The sequence below is a fragment of the Thalassospira sp. GB04J01 genome (assembly GCF_000751115.1).
Lineage (GTDB): Bacteria > Pseudomonadota > Alphaproteobacteria > Rhodospirillales > Thalassospiraceae > Thalassospira > Thalassospira lucentensis.
Map to the genome: position 1 here is coordinate 292117 of NZ_CCDX020000005.1, position 18714 is coordinate 310830.

The window sequence follows — 18714 nt, forward strand, 5'->3', positions numbered from 1 at the left end:
CGAACATTCAGAAGATAATCTGAAATTCCCGCACCGCAATAGGTTGCCGGTGCGGGAAATTGATATCAGGCAGAGTGCTCGACACCTTCTTGACGTTCCGCATGGATCAGCAATGGTTTTGCTTTTCCTTCGACAACATCAGCACTGATGACGATTTCCTCGACACTTTCGAGGGTTGGCAGGTCGAACATGGTATCAAGCAAGATGCCTTCCATGATCGACCGCAAGCCACGTGCACCGGTTTTACGTTGAATCGCCTTCTCGGCAATTGCTTTGAGCGCATCGGTCTGGAAGGTCAGTTTAACGTCTTCCATATCGAACAGACGCTCATACTGCTTGATCAACGCGTTTTTCGGCTCGGTCAGGATCTGGACCAAAGCATCATCGTCGAGATCTTCAAGCGTTGCCAAAACCGGCAGACGACCAATGAATTCCGGGATAAGACCGAATTTCAAAAGATCTTCCGGCTCGACACCGCGCAAGACATCCCCCGTGCGCCGCTCTTCAGGGCTACGAACATCGGCACCAAAGCCAATTGCGCTACCCTTGCCACGCTGCGAGATCACCTTATCGAGGCCCGCAAATGCGCCACCTACGATGAACAGGATGTTGGTCGTGTCGACCTGGAGGAATTCCTGTTGCGGATGTTTCCGGCCACCCTGCGGCGGCACAGAGGCAACAGTGCCTTCCATGATCTTCAGCAATGCTTGCTGGACGCCCTCGCCCGAAACATCACGCGTAATCGACGGATTGTCCGACTTGCGCGAGATTTTGTCGACTTCGTCAATATAGACGATGCCGCGCTGGGCGCGTTCGACGTTGTAGTCTGCAGCCTGCAACAGCTTAAGAATGATGTTCTCGACATCTTCACCGACATAACCGGCTTCGGTCAGTGTCGTGGCATCCGCCATGGTGAAGGGAACATCAAGAATCCGTGCCAAGGTCTGGGCCAGAAGCGTTTTACCGCAACCGGTCGGACCCACCAGCATGATATTGGATTTTGCCAGTTCGATATCTTCGTTCTTGCTGGCGTGATGCAGACGCTTGTAATGGTTGTGAACCGCGACCGAGAGAACTTTTTTCGCATGGCCCTGACCAATGACATAGTCATCAAGGACCTTGCAAATCTCTTGCGGAGAAGGCACCCCGTCAGCCGATTTGACGAGATGGGTTTTGTGCTCTTCGCGGATGATGTCCATGCAAAGCTCTACGCATTCATCACAGATGAATACGGTTGGACCGGCGATGAGCTTGCGAACCTCGTGCTGGCTCTTTCCACAGAAAGAACAGTACAGAGTGTTCTTGGAGTCCCCGCTATTCGATTTGCTCATACAAACCCCAATTACGTTTGACGTTATCTTTTATCGCCATGTTAGCCGGTAAACGATACCGATCTCAACGTTTAATCTGCGCTTTTCGGCCATTTGGCTACTTGATTGATATGGGATCGCCATTGTGGTTGCGAAACCCCTTACTCTAATCACCCAAACGTTTGAGTAACCCGCAAGTTCCAATCAACGGCCAAAAAGCCACGCACCCTCTTGTCTATGACTTAAAACTGCCATGAGGCAAGTCATAAAAAAACGCCCCGGCCAACGACCGGGGCGTTTTCACCGACCGTTATCAGACGATCAGTCTTTCTTTTCGGCGCTTTCCGTCTTCGGACGCGACGTGACCACCTCGTCAATCAGACCAAATTCCTTGGCCTGATCGGGGGTCAGGAAGTTATCACGCTCCATCGCATCTTCGATCGTCTTGAGATCGCGGCCGGTATGTTCGACATAGATCTCGTTAAGACGCTGACGCAGTGCCAGAATTTCGCGGGCATGGATTTCGATATCCGATGCCTGCCCCTGGAAGCCGCCAGACGGCTGGTGGATCATGACACGTGCATTTGGCAGGCAATAACGCTTACCTTTTGCACCGGCCATCAACAGCAGTGACCCCATGGAAGCCGCCTGCCCCATGCACACCGTAGAGACATCACAACGGATGTACTGCATGGTGTCATAGATGGCGAGACCAGAAGTCACAACACCGCCCGGAGAGTTGATATAGAGCGAAATATCCTTATCAGGATTTTCCGATTCGAGATGCAGGAGCTGCGCGCAGATCAACGACGACATGCCGTCATGAACCTGACCGTTGATGAAGACGATCCGCTCCTTGAGCAAACGCGAAAAGATGTCATAGGCCCGTTCACCACGGCTGGTCTGTTCAACCACCATCGGCACGAGCGAGTTCATCCGTTCTTCAATCATCAACTGCAATCCTCCTGCATGATCCCAAACCGATTCCGGTAAGGATGTATTCACTTCCGATTAGTCAGCTTTCTTTTTAGCAGCCGGCTTCTTGGCAGCAGCTTTCTTGGCCGGAGCCTTTTTCTCTGCGTCCTTTTTCGCCGGTGCCTTTTTGGCAGCCGATTTTTTCTTCGGAGCTTCTTCTTCCTCTTCAGGCTTCAGAAGCTCTTCAACGGTAACGGTCTTTTCTTCAACCTTGGCAAGCTCAACGATGAAATCAACGACCTTGTCTTCATATACAGGGCCCTGAAGCGCCTGCAAGGCCTGCGGGTTATTTTTGTAGAATTCAATAACCTGCTGTTCCTGACCCGGATATTTCTGGGCTTCGGCAACGAGAACCTTGTTGACGTCTTCCTGAGTAACCTGAATGTCGTTATTACGACCAACTTCAGCCAGAAGCAGACCAAGAAGAACGCGGCGTTCTGCGATTTCGCGGAACTCGGCGGTCAGCTCTTCTTCGGACTTGCCTTTGGTTTCGTCGTCTTCCTGTCCAGCTTCACGGGCCTGTTTGATCTGACCAATGATACCTTCGAGTTCGTTGTCGACCAAGGAGGTCGGCAGTTCGAACTTGTGGTTCTCAGCCAGCGCGTCAAGCAGTTCGCGCTTCATTTTCTGACGCGCGACCGATTCGTACTCACGACCGTAATCCTTGCGGATTGCGTCTTTGAGCGCCTCAAAGCTGTCCTGACCGAGTTTTTTGGCCAGTTCATCATCCAGCTCAGCCGGTTTCTTTTCTTTGATTTCTTTGACGGTTACGTCGAACTCGGCATCTTTGCCTGCAAGTTCAGCCGCACCGTATTCTTCCGGGAATTTAACTTTAACGACGAGTTCGTCGTCAGCGTTAACACCGGTAAGCTGTTCTTCGAAGCCTTCGATGAACGAGCCGGAACCCAGTTCAAGTTCGTAGGCTTCGGCTTTGCCGCCTTCGAATGCTTCGCCATCGATTTTGCCGAGGAAGTCGATAACGACAACATCACCGGTTTTCGATTTGCGTTTGCGCGCCAACGGAGCAGTGGTGCCCTGTGCCGCTGCAATACGCTCAAGCGTTTCATTGACTTTGGCATCGTCGAGTTCAACGACTTCGCGGGTCAGCTTCAGCTTTTTGAAGTCCATGGCTTCGATCGCCGGGATGACTTCAACAGCAATGTCGAACTCAAGATCCCCGCCTTCATCGAATTTGGTTACTTCGATTTTCGGCTGAACGGCCGGGCGCAGGTCATTGTCGTTAAGCACTTTGCCTGTGTTTTCGTTCACAGTGGCTTCAAGAACTTCGCCCATGACCGATTGACCGTAGCGCTGACGCAGGAGTTTCGCCGGGATTTTGCCCGGGCGGAAGCCTGGAAGGCGAACCTGGTCTTTGATCTCGTCAAGCTTGGCGACGACTTTTTCTTCGATGAGTGCGGCTGGCACCACGACTTTGAACTCGCGCGCCAGGCCTTCGTTTTTGGTTTCAGTAACCTGCATAGATAACTCTTTTGCTTGGTTCGAATAATGTCCGTTACGCGACGCAGTCCGGACGTCAGAAAGTCAAAATGACTAAACGAATATGTAATCTGGTCCAAATGTATGGTCTGCAGAGTGGTACGGGCGAAGGGACTCGAACCCCCACGAATTGCTTCACCAGGACCTAAACCTGGCGCGTCTACCAATTCCGCCACGCCCGCACACAAGCATACCAAACACGCCGGACGAACCGGCATGAGTGCGCCTTAATACAAACTTCGCTGACCTCATGCAAGCATCGCCTTTAGACATTTGCGTTCTGGCTTCAATTAAACCGCTTCAACACCCCAAAACCTTGCGGTTCTACTGGCTTCGTTATGTCATGAAACTAACGCAAAAGGCGCTTCACACTGCTTGAAACAGCGATTTCGCCCTGCCCGACATAGTTTTCATGATTTTTTTCGATCATCGGCAGGTGATAAAGATAATTGACCATCATACCAAATGACTGCGCCCAACCGTCCGGCTTGCCATTGCCGTTCCAGTTCAAACGCTCGACGCGTGCGCCGTTGCTGAGATGGAAATGTGCAACAGGATCAAATGCCGCCCCGGTTTCCGGTCGTTTGGCATTCAGAAGATACCATGCTGTCAGAAACTCGATATTGGTTTTGGTGCGTTCCCCCACAGCATCAGGGCTACGCGCGGGTGGTTTTGGCCCCATCAATTCATCACAATCGTTTAATGCCGCTTCGATGACCTTGGGCAAGCCTGTTTCCGCCCCCCTTGCCATGGCGTCAAGCTGACGATCCATCCATGTCCGCAGCCCCGGTATGGGGGACAAGGTGCAAAACTGTTTCAGATGCGGCAAATCGCGTTGCAGTTGGCTTACCACCCGCTTGATCAGGAAATCACCAAAGCTGATCCCGGCCAAACCAGCCTGCGCATTGGAAATGGAATAGAAAATTGCTGTATCAGCCCTCTCGACTGATCCCGCATTATCGCCATCATGACTTTCATCATCATCGTCGGCTTGAATAAGCTTGTCGATGTTTCCGGCTATTCCATTGACCAAGGCAACCTCGACAAAGATCAAAGGTTCATCTGGCATCCCCGGATGGAAAAAGGCAAAGCAACGCCGGTCGGGTGCAAGCCGACGTTTCAAATCATCCCAGCTCTGAATGGCATGAACAGCTTCATAGGCAATCAGTTTTTCCAGAAGCGACGCGGGTGAATTCCACGTGATCCGTTCGAGTTCAAGAAACCCGATATCAAACCATCCCGCCAGCAAGGTCTTAAGATCACGTTCCAACATTGCCAGTCCGGGGGCTTCTTTGCGCCAGCGCAAAAGATCACCGCGCAGATCAACCAGAAACTTCACCCCCTGCGGTAACGAATTGAATTCCTTGAGAATTGATCGAAATGGTGGCACAAGCGCATCGCGCAGTTCAGATTCGAGCAACGCCCTTTCCGCCAGATCATCGGCCATATCCCAATCTGTCATGATGGCCGCAACCCGGTCACGATCGATCCCAAATTCATTGACCAGCAAGTGCAAGAAAGCCCGCTTGCCATCGTCATCAAGACGCAAGAAATCATGACCAAGAGCGGCCGCACGCCCTCGTGCCGACACCGCCCCACCGCGCCCGGCAAGACAATCAGCAATCTGCCGACGCCAGTGTTCCTGACGGCTCTGGTTTTCATCGCGTCCCAAACTGCGCACAACCGAACTGTCACGCAGTTCACGCCACGCACTACGCAAATTATCAAGTGTTCTGTCGAGAAATGTTTGCGACATGATGACCTCCAACGCTCTGTTGGGAGAAATATTGTACTGCGCCGACGATTTCAAAATCAGGCATGACGGCACAAGGTACGCATCGCTTTGTCATGCTTGATGTCTTGGTATATCGGGGTTGCTATGTGTTGCGTCTAGCGTCGCAACAAAGATGTCATCGAAATGACCGCGCAAAGGCTAAGTAAAAGCTATTTGCGCGATGCCAGCCACAATTCGCGCAAGATCACCGGCAAATGATCGGGGATGTCCTCGGCAATCAAACCCGGCCCAATATCTGTGCCACTGCGTCCGTGCAACCAAACACCCATGCAGGCCGCATCAAACATCTCCATGCCTTGCGCCATAAGCCCTGCAATCATTCCGGACAAAACATCCCCCGACCCGGCTGTTGCCAACCATGGGGCATCAACCGCACTGATGGCAGCACGTCCATCCGGGGCCGCAATAACGGTGTCCGCCCCTTTTATCAGTACCGTGGCACCACTGCGCTTGGCCGCCGCACGCGCACGGGCCAGCTTATCGCCGTCAATATCGGGAAACAGGCGTGTAAATTCGCCTTCATGCGGCGTCAGAACCGTTGGTCCCTGCACGGCAAAACATAATGTGGATGGATCGTCGGAGAAACTGGTCAGCGCGTCCGCATCCAACACGGTTGATCGGCAAAGATGCAAAAGCTGCAACACCAAACCGCGCGTACTGTCACCAACCCCATAGCCCGGCCCAACAACAAAAGCATTATGCCGACAGTCGTTCAAAAGGGCTTCAAGCCCGGAAATGGATGCCGTCATAGTGCCCGGGGCATCGGCGGCATAGACCGGCAATACAGACGCATCGGAAACAATGGTCAACAACCCAACACCCGAACGCCGTGCTGCGCGCGCGACAAGCCGTGTCGCCCCCGTCATAATGGTCCCACCAAAAGCCAGCAAATGGCCACGATGATATTTATGACCATCAAGCCCCGGCCAGCGAATACCAGCCCGCCACAACACCGGATCATTGCGCCAGCATGTCGGACGGATTTCCGACACTATCTGATCGGAAATGCCAATATCACGGATGGCAAGTTCACCGCACAGCTGCCGTCCCGGCAACAAATAGTGCCCCGGCTTGGCCCGACAGAATGTCACCGTCAGATCCGCCTTGATCGCACACCCCATAATGCACCCGGTGTTTCCGTCAACACCGCTTGGCACATCGACCGAAACCACCACAGACATGCTGTCATTGACCGATGCAACAAGGTCGGCAACGTCGCCAGTAATGTCACGCGCCAGCCCCGCGCCAAAAATACAATCAACAATCAGATCCGCACCAACCACCAATGCTGGTGATAAGCGTTCGGTTGCACCGTCCCACTTTTGCGCATGGGTGGCCGCATCACCGCCAAGGTGTTCGACCTCACCTAGTAACCCAAGCCGCACTGACCAGCCTTCGTCACGCAGCAATCTGGCAATGACAAAACCATCACCACCGTTATTGCCCGGACCACACAGAACCGAAACTGATCTGGGTGACCAATGGCGTATGATTTCCTCAAACACCGTTCGCCCGGCATTTTCCATCAGGACATCACCGGGAATGCCACCATCAATCGTCTTGCGGTCAGCGTCATACATCTGGTCGGTTGTTAGAATTTCAAACATTTTTCACCCTCAAAATTCCCTACCAACATTCCCTATCAACATCCTCTGCTCAGTCAACCTAAGCACCGATTGTAAATCAGCAACAGACATCGGTAGCCATTTGTTTTTCGCCTCAGTATATTGCAAACGATTTCGCGAGTCAGACAGTTAAGACAGTTACGATCATTTGCATCGGTGTTTTGGTCTGATCGGCCCGCATACGCGAGAATTCACAACGAGGCTTTTCCGGCATGCATGTTGTCGTTTTGGGCGCTGGCGTCATTGGGACGACGGCGGCTTGGTATCTTTTGGAAAATGGCCATCAGGTTACTGTCATTGACCGCCAACATGCCAGCGCACAGGAAACCAGCTTTGCCAATGGCGGGCAAATTTCGGCCTGTCATTCAACACCCTGGGCCAATTCAAGCACTCCCAAACAAATCCTGAAATGGCTGGGCCGCGAAGAAGCCCCCCTTTTGTTTCGGATGCGCTTTGACCCAAAGCTTTTTGCCTGGGGGCTTCGCTTCCTGCGCAATTGCACCGATGCACGGGCCAAAGAGAACCTTGAAAAGGCGTTGCGGGTTGCCGTCTACAGCCGTGAATGCCTAAGGCAACTGCGCAAGGATACCGGCATTGACTATGATCACCGCCAACAGGGCATCCTGCACATATGCCGTGATGACGATGAATTAACCGCGGTTGAGACAGCCACCGCGCAAATGCGTGACTTTGGTCTGAACCGGCGCGTGGTCAGTGCCGAAGAATGTTACGAGATTGAACCAACCTTGCGTCACAGCAAGGCCCGCATCATCGGCGGCAGCTATACACCCGACGATGAAAGCGGGGATGCGCAAAAATTCACCAGCCTTCTGGCAGAAAAATGCATCGAACGTGGCGCAATTTTCAAATTTGGCACCACGATCACGGGTCTTAACCATGATCAGGGGCGCATTACGTCTGTGCGCACCGATCAAGGGAAGATTTCCGGCGATGCCTTTGTCGTCTGCTTGGGCAGTTACAGCCCGTTTTTGACCAAACCCCTTGGTATCCATCTTCCGATATATCCCTGTAAGGGCTACTCGATCAGCATCGATACCACCGGGCATGATGGTGCTCCGCAAACCGCCCTGATTGATGACAGTGTGAAAATGGTTTATGCGCGCCTTGGCAACCGGCTTCGCGTGGCGGGAACAGCCGAACTGGATGGATATTCCCTGCGAATGTCCGAACGTCGTAAACAGTTGATTGTTGATAAAGCATTCGAATTATTCCCGAATTCCGGCGATCGGTCCAAAATTGAGTTTTGGTCAGGCCTGCGCCCGGTTACGCCGGATTCTGCCCCTATTCTTGGCGGCACAAAATATGGTAATCTATTTCTAAATACGGGGCATGGGACGTTGGGTTGGACAATGAGTTGTGGATCAGGCAAGGCAATCGCCGACCTGATAAGCCGCAAACGCCCAGACATTCCACTAACGGGGTTAGGTATCGAACGTTTTTGAACGGGCGTTACTGACGAATGATGGGATCAGGGGACGACATGACCAGCAATACACCGATTGGCACGCATACCGTACCATTGGCAGATCAGGTCGTTCTTAACGCCCTTCCGTATGCCGCGATCATTTGTGATCGCAACGGCAAGGTCCTGCAATGTAACGAAGCCATTGCACGGATGATTGGCGTTTCCAAGGAACGCATGCTGGGCACCACCGCCGGCTTCCTGTCCAAAGGCCTTCTGAACGACATTGAAGATGTTTTCGCATCCGGGCGGTCCTGGCGCGGTGACATTGTGCTGGTCAGCGCAAATAACGACAGCCATGTCTGTGACCTGTCGATTGCGCCGCTGGAATACTTCCAGAACAATGAGACCCGCACGGCTGTCTTGATGACACTTCTTGAAAATGATCGTCAAAAACAGGCCGAACGCAGCCTGATGGAACAAAATCGCAATCAGTCCGATGCCAATGCGTCAAAATCGGACTTTATCGCCAATATGGGCCATGAGTTACGCACACCGCTGAATGCAATTATCGGCAATTCCGAACTGATTGCCGAAGGCGTGCTTGGCGATATTACCGACGGATACCGTGATTGTGGTCGCGATGTTTTTGAGGCTGGCAAGCACCTGCTGGAACTGGTCAACAACGTTCTTGATGTTTCCAAGCTGTCGGCAGGGTCCATGACGTTGCAGTTAAACGACGAAGACCTTGTGTGCGTTATCAAAGAAGCAACAAAGCTTGCACGTGAAGATATTTCCCGCCACCAGCACAGCCTGCACTTCAATATTGCCGAAACACCAGTCCCGATGCGCTGTGACAAGCTCAAGATAAAGCAAATCCTGATCAACATCCTGAGCAACGCGGCAAAATTCACCCCAGATGGCGGTGTCATCACCGTTGACCTTGCCCAGACGGACAAGGACATCACGATTTCCATCGCAGATACCGGTGTCGGCATGAGCCCAAATGACATCCCGCGCGCCTTTGCGCGGTTTGCACAGCTTCATCCTTCCGGAGTTAAGGAAAGCACAGGGACCGGCCTTGGTTTGCCGCTGGCAAAGCTTCTGGTGGAACTGCATGGTGGCCGCATGAGCATCGAAAGTGCGCTTGGCAAAGGAACGACTGTGGGCATTACCCTGCCCCGTCTCTGATCACCGCCTGAATAGACAGATCCAAAATACGTAAAGCCCGCAACGGAGCACTTTGGCTTCTGATGCGGGCTTTGCTGTCTGTTGGCCTCTGGTCTGGCTTATTGCTGCTTGGCAGAAAGGTTTATCTGATCGTGGCGTTGCCTGATTTCGTCGGGCCAACGGCTTTTGACGTACGAAAGGCTGGCCAGAATTTCCTCATCCGTCAGGACATCCTCAAAACCGGGCATCGCCGACTGATAATCATCCCCGGCCATGACCGATGGCCCATATTTGGTTAGAGCAAACAGCACCGCATCAGGATGATGCCACGTATGTCCGGTTTCATCATGAGGTGGTGCAGGTAGCAATCCGTTGGCATCGCGTTCACGCCAGTTGTCCTGTCCTTCGAATTGCCGACCGTGGCACGACGCACAATTGGCGTCATAGACTTTCTTGCCAAGTGCGACCAACTTCAAATCATCCGGGCGAAGTTCAACGGATTGATCCCCACCAGCCCCCGGTCCGAAGAGAGTGATGATGCCATAAACAATGGCGGCACCAACCACCCCGCCGATGACGAAAACGCCTTTATCTTTCACTGTGAACTCTCTCTTTGTTTTTTATCACGCGTTTTTAACTGGCGAGATCATTGATGATGGGGCAATGCGGGCGATCATCCCCATGACAGGCATGCACCAGATGTGACAATGTCTTTTGCAGGCTTTGCAACTCAGCAATCTTGCGTTCGATTTCCGCCAGATGGGTTTTTGCGATGTTTTTGACGTCCGATGACGCGCGGTTGCGGTCTTCATACAGCGACAACAACACGCGGCAATCCTCAACCGAGAACCCAAGCCCGCGTGCACGCTGTAAAAAGCGCAACTTGTGCAAATCATCCTCACCATAATCGCGATAACCATTGGCAAGACGTCCCGGCGTCACCAGACCGATATCTTCGTAATACCGGATGGTTTTGGCGGACAACCCACAAGCACTTGCCGCGTCGGAAATATTCATTTTTGTGCCCCCCGCGCTTTCCAGCGTCGCAGCATCACAGAGTTACTGACAACCGATACGGAACTAAGCGCCATCGCTGCCCCGGCAATCGCCGGGCTCAGCACACCAAAGGCAGCCAAAGGAACACCGATGACGTTATAGGCAAAGGCCCAAAACAGGTTCTGGGCAATTTTGCGACGGGTTGCGATTGAAATATCAATGGCGTCGGCCACCAACGCTGGATCGGAACGCATCAGGGTAATGCCAGCCGTTTCCATGGCAACATCGGTTCCCCCGCCCATAGCAATACCGACATCCGCTGCGGCCAACGCTGGTGCATCATTGATCCCGTCGCCAACCATGGCGACATGACGGCCTTCTTTACGCAGTTTTTCAACCGCTAGCGCCTTGTCCTGCGGACGAATACGCCCTTCACCGCGTTCAAGACCAAGTTGTTCGGCGACATAGCTTGCAACTTCCTGGCTGTCACCTGACAGCATGATGCTGTTAATCCCGCGCGCCTTAAGGTCGGCAATCGTCTGTTTGGCACTTTCGCGAATGCGGTCTTCAAGGGTTATAAAACCCCCATATTTGCCATCAATCGCGATCAGGATGACGGTTCGCCCACGCGCCTCATGTTGCGAAATATCAGCCGAAATGACATCGGCATCCGGCATGGAAACTGATTGATCGCGCAACATGGTGTCCGTTCCGATGACAACAGATTTGCCTTCGACCGTTGCCATCACGCCAGCACCGGTTTTACCCCGGAACTCGGTCACATCTGGGATATCCATCCCCTGATCACGAGCAATCGACACCACAGCACGAGCCAATGGATGTTCGCTGGCCGCCTGAACCGCGGCGGCAAGACGCAAAAGATCATTTTGATCAACACCGTCAACAGGTTTGACATCGCGTACCGTCGGGCTGCCTTCGGTCAGGGTGCCGGTTTTATCAAAGATGACGGTATCAATGTTATGAGCCTGTTCAAGCGCATCAAAATTGCGGATCAGAATACCCGCACGCGCCGCACTGCCCGTACCGGCAACCAGCGCCGTTGGTGTTGCAAGACCAAGCGCACAGGGGCACGCAATCACCAGCACTGACACAGCCGCAACGATAGATGCTTCCACCCCGAAACCGGCGAACAACCAACCAGCCAGCGTCACCAGCGCAATAACGATGATGACGGGGACAAAGACAGCAGAAACACGATCCACCAATTTTTGAACGGGTGCCTTGCCGGTCTGTGCCTTTTCTACCAAGCGAATGATGCGCGACAACGTGGTGTCATCGCCAACAGCACTGACCTTGATATCAATTCGTCCGGTGCCATTGACCGCCCCACCGACAACCTCATCCCCAGCCACACGCGCAATCGGCCGCGTTTCACCAGTGATCAGGCTTTCATCAAGTTCGCTTTCGCCAGCGTCAACAATGCCATCAACAGGCAAACGTTCACCGGGCAGTACCCGCACGATATCGCCAACCTTCAGTTCGTCGATGGCAACATCGATGTCCTTGCCATCGATGATTTTTCGGGCACGGCGCGGACGCAATGCCATCAATTCGCGAATGGCGGCAGATGCCCCACGTTTGGCGCGATCTTCCATGATCTTACCGCCAAGGATCAGGGTAATGATGGCGGCAGACGCCTCAAAATACAGATGTGATTGGCCACTCTGGGCGACAATCATGTTGTACAGGCTCAGGAAATAAGCCGATGACGTGCCCAATGCGACGAGAACGTCCATATTGGCACTGCGATGGCGTAGTGCAGCAAACGCCCCGCGATAAAACCGCCACCCGATCAGGAACTGAACCGGTGTTGCCAAGGCAAGTTCAACCCACGCAGGCAAATGATATTCAACGCCGAGATACATCCAGATCATCTGAAGCACCAGCGGTGCGGTCAGAACAACCGACGCGCCCAGCAACAGCAACGACCGGTCAACCGGTTTGTTTGACCGCGCCGCGGTTTCGCTATCATTATTGTCGTTTGCAGATGATTTATTCCGTGATGTCGCATGATATCCGGCATCTTCAACCGAACGGATAGCGATTTCATCACTCATCTGACCGGGAAGTGCGGTGATGCTGGCCTGCTCAAGAGCAAAATTCACAGTGGCCTCTGTCACACCGGGCAATGCGGCCAATGCCTTTTCCACACGACCGGCACAGTTGGCACAGGTCATGCCATCAATGTCATAGGACCAGGTTTCTTCGGCGACGGAATAACCGGCATCCGCGACCGCCTGCGCAATGCGCCGCACCCCCACTTTGTCGCCATCAAAGGCGACATGTGCGGTATTGAGGGCAAGATTGACATCAACGCTTGTGACCCCCTCAAGTCCGCCGACCGACTTTTCCACCCGTCCGGCACATCCGGCACAACTCATACCGGTAATTTCAAGGTTCACGTCGCGGCTGTTGGTGCTTGGGCTTTGTGGTGTTTTGGCGTCTGACGCAGGATCGTTGATCGCGGCGTCTCTTGCTTCTGTCCGGCTATTCATTTTCCTGAACCCTTAACGTGGTTTCATGTCTGATATAGGCGACGATAGACCTTCCAGCAACTGGAAGGTCAAGCAGGAAAATCAAACAACCGCAAACCAAATGCCAAAGCAAGGTCGCAACAAACAAAAGGGCCCCGAAATGCAACACTGCACCGGGGCCTTTTTGATCTTAACGTATCAAGCCTTACCCCTGCGGGGTTGGTTCACCTGCGGCTTTGAACTGGATGTAGTTTGGCAGACCCATCATGTCGATCAGGCGAATTTGCTGTTCGATCCAATATGCGTGGTCTTCCTCGCTATCATCAAGCAGCACGGTCAGCATGTTCCGGGTCTGGAAATCGTCTTCTGCTTCGGCAATTTTGATCGCCTTTTTGAGAAGATTGATCACATGATACTCGTGTTCGAGATCATTTTTCATCATCTCGGGCACGGTTTTGCCAATCTTGATCGGCTCACGTGATGCGGTATCTGGCACACCTTCAAGGAACAAAATACGCTCGATCAAACGCTTTGCGTGTTCAAGCTCTTCGTCCTTTTCATGATGCATGCGTTCATACAGCGCATGCAGACCCCAATCAGCGTACATTTCTGCGTGGGTATTATATTGATCGGCTGCCGACAATTCAGCGGTAAGCTGTTTGTTTAGCGCGGCGATAACCTTTTTACTGCCCTTCATGGCGTAAGCTCCTGATCTGATTAATCGCCGTCGCCCGAACGGCTCTGGATGTAATTCTGCATTCCAATGTTCTCAAGCTGCCACTGCTCGGTCTCAAGCCAATCGACATGCTCTTCCTGTGCTTCAAGGAATTTAACCAGCAGGTCGCGGGTGATAAAATCCTCGGCGGCTTCGCAGGCCGTGATTGCTTCGCGTAGCAGCGGCAAGGAAGCCAATTCAAACTTCATGTCGCAGGTGACGATTTCCTCAACATTCTCACCAATCATGAGTTTATTGAGGTTCTGAAGATTGGGCAGCCCTTCGAGGAACAGAATGCGCTCGATGGTGTCATCGGCGCGTTTCATTTCCTGGATCGAGAGCTTGTATTCATACTCGCCCATTTCTTCGACACCCCAGTCACGGAGCATACGGGCATGCAGGAAATACTGGTTAATCGCAGTCAACTGGCTGGTCAAAATGCGATTAAGATACGTGATGATCTTGGGATCACCTTTCATCGTGGCTCTCCTGATGGTTCGGCTGACCAGATATTGGTAACCATACACCCTTGTTTCAAGGGAAAACCACGCCTTTGATTACCATTATCAATAATTTAGGCGTTTTTCCCAAAATCCGGTTTCAATTGCGGTTTAGTAAAAATCATTCGCACACTGCCACATGAGAATGCAAATCGCTTAGCGAAATTTCCAACGAATTTCGATCTTTTGGTGGTTTTGGTTCGTACGAGTCGTAACTCTTATGCAATCAAATGATGCAGAATATAATGTCCCATTATAGCACCATCCGTTTCGTACTTGGCGATCAGCTGAGTCGATCCCTGTCGAGCCTGTCTGATGCCAATCCCGACCATGACCTGATTGTCATGGCCGAACCACGGTGCGAGGCACTCTATGTTGCGCATCATCGTCAAAAGATTGTCCTGATCCTATCGGCCATGCGCCACTTTGCCACCGAGTTGCGCGAACAAGGCTTCACTGTCGAATATTTTGATTACATACATCACCGGACAGACAGCTTCACCGATGCGCTGCAATTGGCGGTGGCCAAGCACGATATATCGTCCGTGATCATTACCGAACCCGGCGAATGGCGGGTCCTGCGCGAAGTTGATCGATGGCCACAAGAAGCCAATGTCTCACTGACCATTCGCCCTGATGACCGTTTCTTTGCTCCGTTGTCAGCCTTTGCCGACTTTGCCGAGGGCAGAAAAGAACTTCGGATGGAGTATTTCTATCGCGGTTTGCGACGTGACACCGGAATTCTGATGGAACCCGATGGTAACCCCGTCGGCGGTCAGTGGAATTTTGATCACGACAATCGCAAACGTCTGCCCGACGATGTCACGCCCCCTGCCCCAAAATCGTTTTCGCCAAACGATCTTACCCAGAAACTTCTGGCGACAGTGACCGACGATTTTCCAGACGCGATTGGTACGGTGGATACATTTGGCTGGGCGGTGACGCGACAAGATGCACAGGAAGCACTTGATCATTTCATCACTCATCGACTGCCCAAGTTTGGCGATTATCAGGATGCAATGACGGTTAAAAGTCCCACCGTTTATCATTCCCTGATCAGCCCCTATATCAATGTTGGCCTATTGCTACCTGATGAAGTCTGTCGCGCGGCCGAACAGGCCTATTATGACGGCATGGCACCCTTAAACGCAGTTGAAGGATTTATTCGCCAAATTCTGGGCTGGCGGGAATATGTTCGAGGGCTGTACTGGTTCATGGGGCCAGATTACGGAAAAGACAATTATTTCAAGGCGGAACGCCCCCTTCCTGATTTTTTCTGGACTGGGGATGTGCCGATGAACTGCCTGCATCAGGCGATTGGCGAGACTCTTGAAAACGCCTATGGTCATCATATCCAACGCCTTATGGTCATTGGTAATTTTGCATTGCTGACTGGACTTGACCCCAAAGAGGTCTGCGACTGGTATCTTGGCGTTTACATTGATGCGTTTGAATGGGTCGAGTTGCCCAATACATTCGGCATGGCGCTTTATGCTGATGGCGGGGTCATGGCATCAAAACCCTATGCCGCCAGTGGTAAATATATCGACCGAATGTCGGATTATTGCGCTGAATGCCAGTTTTCACCGCGCAAGAACACTGGCCCGGATGCTTGTCCGTTTAATGCGCTGTATTGGCACTTCCTTGATCGCAATGCCGATAAACTTGGTAAAAACCCGCGTCTTGGCATGCCCTATCGCAACTGGGCCCGAATGAAAGATGATACGAAACGCGATCTGATCACGCAGGCTGACATGTTCCTGCGCCAGCTTGATGCCGGCAAACTGATCAAACGTTCGGAACAACCCACCTTGTTATGACGGGTACTTTTCGAAACATGTCAGAAATCAAAGGGAATCTGCGTATCTGACGTATCACGACCACTGGCGGGTCTGCGTTGTTTGAAGGTACGACTGCCGCGCTGATCAACAATTTGGCGGGCTTGATCGCGGAAGGTGTCATTCTTGCGAATGGCCCAAATTTCTGTGCGTGCACGGCTTGCAGATCGGTTTGGGCTCTTAAGTCCCCGCCCCAAACACACCTCCAGAAACACAAAAAGCCGGACAGATGTCCGGCTTTCGCATGGCATTCCCTTATTGAAAAGGCGCCTATATATCGCTGGCGTTATGCAATCGCGTCGCGAGCTGCCTTACGTGCAACGTCTCGGATCTGCCATGGGGAAATCCCGACATCATCAAGGTCGCGTTTATCAAGACCGTAAAGTTCATCCGCAACAGAGCGAGCATAGGCCCAACGGCGAACAGCAACAAAAATACTAGATAAGATCATGTTGAACCTCCTTGGGTTACAAAAAAAGAACGCTGCCTAAAGCCTGATCGTTTTGAGCTTCTGTATTTGTTGGCGCGTTCTGCTCGTCAACTTCTGCGATGCAATATGTCCAAAACTCTTTCGATCCTCAATCACCTAAGTTTGCATATCATCTATTCCAAAAATTCACAGATAGCAGCGTATCGTTGGAACTTACCGTTAAGCTTTGGACTAATAGCTATGTTTTTCGCGCTACACTGGTAACAGCCACACATAGCCAAGCTACATCGCAACGCAACAATTTCGCTATTGCCTAACGATTTCTTCTCTCCCCCTAACATCATATAATCTGCATTAATTTTCCGCGCTGATGCTAGAAAGACACCCACTTCACAGTCCATATATTAGAATTAAATAATTAAAATACCAACATCAATTTATTGAGGGAAATAAAGAGATACAGACCATGTTAGCGCTAACATTTTTTGGTAACAGTTTGTTTCAATTTGCCCCTTAGACGTAATTCGTTACAGTTCTGTAAGTGCAAACATTCTGATCTGCTTGTTAAGGTCTTCCGGTCAAAATAAAAAATTCCGGGAGGAAAAAATGAACCGCACACATAAATTCTCAAAACGCCTTGCCTTACACGCAGCGATCTGTCTGCCCGCTTTGCTCCTGAACCTAACCGTTGCACAAGCAGAACCAACAGTTGAGGTTCTGCACTACTGGACGTCCGGTGGGGAAGCCAAGGCTGCAGCGGCACTCAAAAAGGACTTTGAAGATCACGGTGGAAAATGGATCGGCAGCCCGGTTGCCGGTGGTGGCGGATCTGCCGCAATGACCGTTTTGCGGTCACGGGTTCTTTCAGGAGACGCCCCGACAGCCGTACAACTTAAAAGTCCTGCCATTCAAGAATGGGCGGATCAGGGCGCATTGGCGAACCTTGATGAGGTCGCAGAAAAAGAACACTGGAACGATGTCCTGCCCAAACGATTGCAAACATTGATGCAGTATGACGGCCATTATGTTGCAGTACCGGTGAACATTCACCGGACAGACATGATCTGGGCAAATCCCGAACTTCTTGCCAGTGTCGGAGCAACGGAAGTTCCCAAATCATGGGACGAATTCAACACCGTGGCCGAAAAACTTCAGGCGAAAGGTGTCATCCCACTCGCAATTGGTGGTCAGCCCTGGCAGGAAACTATTCTTTTCGAGAACGTCGTTCTGGGAATTGGTGGCACCGACTTTTATCAAAAGGCATTGATCGACCTCGATGAAGATGCCCTGAAATCGGACACGATGAAAAAGGTGTTCGATCAAATGCGCACCCTGCGCGGTTTCGTAGACGCCGACTTTTCCGGTCGCGACTGGAACCTTGCGACGGCCATGGTGATGAATGGCAAGGCCGCCATGCAAATCATGGGGGACTGGGCCAAAGGTGAATTCCTTGCTGCTGGCAAAGAACCGGGCAAGGATTTCCTGTGTGAAGCAACACCATCAAACGATGGCTATCTGTTTAACACCGACAGCTTTGCAATGTTTGACGTTTCGGGCGACGACAAAATTGCGGGTCAGAAACTTCTGGCCGAACTCATCGTTGGCGAAAAGTTCCAAGAGACCTTTAACCTTCTCAAAGGTTCCATTCCTGCGCGCCTTGGGGTGCCGATGGACGATTTCGACGAGTGCGCCCTGCAATCGGAAAAAGACATGCAGGCTTCTCAGGTGTCTGATGGGTTCTTGCCATCAGTTGGGGTCGATATGGCATTGCCTGGTGCATTGACCGGGGCGATCATCGATACAGTTACGTCACATTTCAATTCAGACATGGCATCAGAAAGTGCTGTCGCCAAGCTGCTTGAAAATATCAACCTTGCACGCGACTAAAACAGGACGGACCCGTTGCATGTTGCATGTCAGCTTCAACGCGTGTGCAACGGGTCAT

General features: G+C 52.0%; 15 protein-coding genes and 1 tRNA gene. 4 read left to right on the forward strand and 12 right to left on the reverse strand.

The features are described from left to right. Positions 1-65: 65 nt before the first annotated feature. The 6 genes from clpX to AMM48_RS02940 form a co-directional block, all read right to left on the reverse strand. On the reverse strand, positions 66-1331 hold the full coding sequence (clpX, locus tag AMM48_RS02915) for an ATP-dependent Clp protease ATP-binding subunit ClpX (protein ID WP_022732405.1): 1266 nt from the start codon (positions 1329-1331) through the stop codon (positions 66-68). A gap of 300 nt (positions 1332-1631) precedes the next feature. Continuing rightward, positions 1632-2261: an ATP-dependent Clp endopeptidase proteolytic subunit ClpP gene (gene clpP, locus AMM48_RS02920; RefSeq protein WP_022732406.1), complete on the reverse strand. Its 630-nt coding sequence runs from the start codon at positions 2259-2261 to the stop codon at positions 1632-1634. A gap of 60 nt (positions 2262-2321) precedes the next feature. After that, the gene (gene tig / locus AMM48_RS02925; RefSeq protein WP_022732407.1) at positions 2322-3764 is read right to left on the reverse strand and encodes a trigger factor; all 1443 of its coding nucleotides are present in this window, start codon (positions 3762-3764) and stop codon (positions 2322-2324) included. 115 nt (positions 3765-3879) lie between these two features. After that, positions 3880-3964, reverse strand: a tRNA-Leu gene (locus AMM48_RS02930). A 167-nt stretch (positions 3965-4131) separates the two neighbouring features. Continuing rightward, positions 4132-5538 (reverse strand): malonyl-CoA decarboxylase, encoded by a 1407-nt coding sequence (locus AMM48_RS02935; protein ID WP_102782822.1) that lies wholly within the window; start codon positions 5536-5538, stop codon positions 4132-4134. A 188-nt stretch (positions 5539-5726) separates the two neighbouring features. Continuing rightward, positions 5727-7184: an NAD(P)H-hydrate dehydratase gene (locus AMM48_RS02940; protein ID WP_102782823.1), complete on the reverse strand. Its 1458-nt coding sequence runs from the start codon at positions 7182-7184 to the stop codon at positions 5727-5729. Positions 7185-7414: 230 nt separating this feature from the next. Between AMM48_RS02940 and AMM48_RS02945 the strand changes: the two genes are divergently transcribed. After that, positions 7415-8665, forward strand: a complete 1251-nt coding sequence (locus AMM48_RS02945; RefSeq protein ID WP_102782824.1) for a D-amino acid dehydrogenase — start codon at positions 7415-7417, stop codon at positions 8663-8665. Between the two features lie 38 nt (positions 8666-8703). Next, positions 8704-9816 carry an ATP-binding protein gene (locus AMM48_RS02950; protein ID WP_102782825.1) on the forward strand — a complete coding sequence of 371 codons (1113 nt, stop codon included), beginning with the start codon at positions 8704-8706 and terminating at the stop codon, positions 9814-9816. A 98-nt stretch (positions 9817-9914) separates the two neighbouring features. Here AMM48_RS02950 and AMM48_RS02955 read toward each other — a convergent pair whose 3' ends face one another. From AMM48_RS02955 to bfr (AMM48_RS02975), 5 genes are all read right to left on the reverse strand, one after another. After that, entirely contained in the window at positions 9915-10394 is a 480-nt protein-coding gene (locus AMM48_RS02955) for a cytochrome c (RefSeq protein WP_102782826.1), read from the reverse strand. A 34-nt stretch (positions 10395-10428) separates the two neighbouring features. Further along, entirely contained in the window at positions 10429-10812 is a 384-nt protein-coding gene (cueR, locus tag AMM48_RS02960) for a Cu(I)-responsive transcriptional regulator (RefSeq protein WP_102782827.1), read from the reverse strand. Continuing rightward, complete coding sequence (locus AMM48_RS02965) at positions 10809-13307, reverse strand: heavy metal translocating P-type ATPase (RefSeq protein WP_102782828.1); 2499 nt, start codon at positions 13305-13307, stop codon at positions 10809-10811. Before AMM48_RS02965 ends, cueR begins: the two co-directional genes overlap by 4 nt. A gap of 184 nt (positions 13308-13491) precedes the next feature. After that, complete coding sequence (gene bfr, locus AMM48_RS02970) at positions 13492-13983, reverse strand: bacterioferritin (protein WP_102782829.1); 492 nt, start codon at positions 13981-13983, stop codon at positions 13492-13494. Between the two features lie 20 nt (positions 13984-14003). Then, positions 14004-14480 (reverse strand): bacterioferritin, encoded by a 477-nt coding sequence (gene bfr / locus AMM48_RS02975; protein WP_102782830.1) that lies wholly within the window; start codon positions 14478-14480, stop codon positions 14004-14006. A 266-nt stretch (positions 14481-14746) separates the two neighbouring features. Between bfr (AMM48_RS02975) and AMM48_RS02980 the strand changes: the two genes are divergently transcribed. Then, positions 14747-16321: a cryptochrome/photolyase family protein gene (locus tag AMM48_RS02980; protein ID WP_102782831.1), complete on the forward strand. Its 1575-nt coding sequence runs from the start codon at positions 14747-14749 to the stop codon at positions 16319-16321. Positions 16322-16625: 304 nt separating this feature from the next. On the opposite strand, the gene AMM48_RS22260 is transcribed toward AMM48_RS02980, so the two are convergent. Continuing rightward, positions 16626-16790, reverse strand: a complete 165-nt coding sequence (locus tag AMM48_RS22260) for a DUF1127 domain-containing protein (RefSeq protein WP_146030363.1) — start codon at positions 16788-16790, stop codon at positions 16626-16628. A 585-nt stretch (positions 16791-17375) separates the two neighbouring features. Between AMM48_RS22260 and AMM48_RS02990 the strand changes: the two genes are divergently transcribed. Next, positions 17376-18656: an ABC transporter substrate-binding protein gene (locus AMM48_RS02990; RefSeq protein ID WP_102782832.1), complete on the forward strand. Its 1281-nt coding sequence runs from the start codon at positions 17376-17378 to the stop codon at positions 18654-18656. Positions 18657-18714: the final 58 nt, after the last annotated feature.

Excerpts from the sequence above, each read along its gene's own strand:
- clpX (WP_022732405.1), bottom strand. The coding sequence starts at position 1,331 with ATGAGCAAATCGAATAGCGGGGACTCCAAGAACACTCTGTACTGTTCT.
- clpP (WP_022732406.1), bottom strand. The coding sequence starts at position 2,261 with ATGATTGAAGAACGGATGAACTCGCTCGTGCCGATGGTGGTTGAACAG.
- tig (WP_022732407.1), bottom strand. The coding sequence starts at position 3,764 with ATGCAGGTTACTGAAACCAAAAACGAAGGCCTGGCGCGCGAGTTCAAA.
- AMM48_RS02935 (WP_102782822.1), bottom strand. The coding sequence starts at position 5,538 with ATGTCGCAAACATTTCTCGACAGAACACTTGATAATTTGCGTAGTGCG.
- AMM48_RS02940 (WP_102782823.1), bottom strand. The coding sequence starts at position 7,184 with ATGTTTGAAATTCTAACAACCGACCAGATGTATGACGCTGACCGCAAG.
- AMM48_RS02945 (WP_102782824.1), top strand. The coding sequence starts at position 7,415 with ATGCATGTTGTCGTTTTGGGCGCTGGCGTCATTGGGACGACGGCGGCT.
- AMM48_RS02950 (WP_102782825.1), top strand. The coding sequence starts at position 8,704 with ATGACCAGCAATACACCGATTGGCACGCATACCGTACCATTGGCAGAT.
- cueR (WP_102782827.1), bottom strand. The coding sequence starts at position 10,812 with ATGAATATTTCCGACGCGGCAAGTGCTTGTGGGTTGTCCGCCAAAACC.
- AMM48_RS02965 (WP_102782828.1), bottom strand. The coding sequence starts at position 13,307 with ATGAATAGCCGGACAGAAGCAAGAGACGCCGCGATCAACGATCCTGCG.
- bfr (WP_102782829.1), bottom strand. The coding sequence starts at position 13,983 with ATGAAGGGCAGTAAAAAGGTTATCGCCGCGCTAAACAAACAGCTTACC.
- bfr (WP_102782830.1), bottom strand. The coding sequence starts at position 14,480 with ATGAAAGGTGATCCCAAGATCATCACGTATCTTAATCGCATTTTGACC.
- AMM48_RS02980 (WP_102782831.1), top strand. The coding sequence starts at position 14,747 with ATGTCCCATTATAGCACCATCCGTTTCGTACTTGGCGATCAGCTGAGT.
- AMM48_RS22260 (WP_146030363.1), bottom strand. The coding sequence starts at position 16,790 with ATGATCTTATCTAGTATTTTTGTTGCTGTTCGCCGTTGGGCCTATGCT.
- AMM48_RS02990 (WP_102782832.1), top strand. The coding sequence starts at position 17,376 with ATGAACCGCACACATAAATTCTCAAAACGCCTTGCCTTACACGCAGCG.